Below are 1,181 nucleotides of genomic sequence, written 5' to 3'. Positions count from 1 at the left end.
CGGGCGGCTGGCGGGAAAGAGCGTGGAGCGGAACACCGCCTTTTTATCCGCCACCAGTTCCTTTTTGTAGCGTTTGGTATCGGGGATAAAGGTTTTCATCAGCGGCAGTTCCAGTTCCTTAATGGTCTTGTCGTAGGCGGTGTAAAGGTCTGTTTTCTCCCTACCGTCCACCATGTTCCAAAAGAGGTACAGCCCTGCAAGTCGGCAGGCTTCATTCTTCACTAATAGCTTTTGGATAGCCATTGCGAACGACAGGCTGCTTTCCAGCACCACCTTGTCGGCTGAAATGGGGGTGAAAATGTAGTCCATGCCCGCAAGGGAGTTTATCACGCCCTCGCTGTTCACCGTGCCGGGCAGGTCGAAAAACACTATATCCGGCACGTGTCCGGCGGCTATATATCCGTCAGCCGTTGCAATCGCCTTTTCGGGCGAACTGCACAGTACCGGGTAGGCTTTCTTCCCCAGCCGGGTGAACTGTTCATACGCCATGCGCTTGTAATCTTCATCCGCCCCGACCTGCTCGGCATCCCGCTTGCGCATCCCGGCAATGGAGTGCTGGGGGTAGTCGCAATCGACCACCGCCACATTGTAGCCTTTGAGGTAGTATAGGTAACTCGCCGCCAGCACGGTAAAGGTGGTTTTGCCGACCCCGCCCTTTTGTGTGGAAAAGGCGACATAAAGGGGTGTTTTCTCGTTTTCCATATTGCTTCCGTTCATTATTGGTTGATAGATTTGTTTATTGCTTTCAATCATTCTTTCCATATTGCAATCTTGAAATATTGAAAGACTGTTTTATTTCAATCTTGTTTTCCTGCTTTCATTCTTTCTTGAAATATTGAAATCCTGCAATCATGTTTTATTGAAATCCTGCTTTCAATCATTCTTTCCTGATTGGAATATTTCTTTCAATCTTGCTTTCAATATTGAAATCCGATGCAAAAAAAGGGAGAAAAAACGTCCCCTGAAAACCTTGTCCCGATTTGTCCTGCGCTGTCCCGTTTTGTCCACCAACCACCTATTTTACAGCATTATAAATCACCGTTACTTTGCAGCGGAGTAACGAACCGCAGGGGGCGCAGGTGTAAAACAGGGCTGGTGAATGGCTGGGCTTACCGTTCCACGCTAACCCCAATCCGTCCGTGACGGATTTCGATTTTCGTCAGAAAATAGCAAGGTGTGTT

General features: G+C 48.6%; 1 protein-coding gene. It reads right to left on the bottom strand.

The genetic code is table 11. The features are described from left to right. Window positions 1–717 (bottom strand): ParA family protein (locus N5O98_RS27205; protein ID WP_269496260.1); only part of this gene is annotated, 717 nt, incomplete at its 3' end. Window positions 718–1,181: the final 464 nt, after the last annotated feature.

The sequence above is a fragment of the Bacteroides sp. LFL-34 genome (assembly GCF_027257075.1).
Lineage (GTDB): Bacteria > Bacteroidota > Bacteroidia > Bacteroidales > Bacteroidaceae > Bacteroides > Bacteroides ovatus.
Note: the sequence above shows the minus strand (reverse complement) of the source record. Positions and strands in the feature narration are given on the sequence as shown.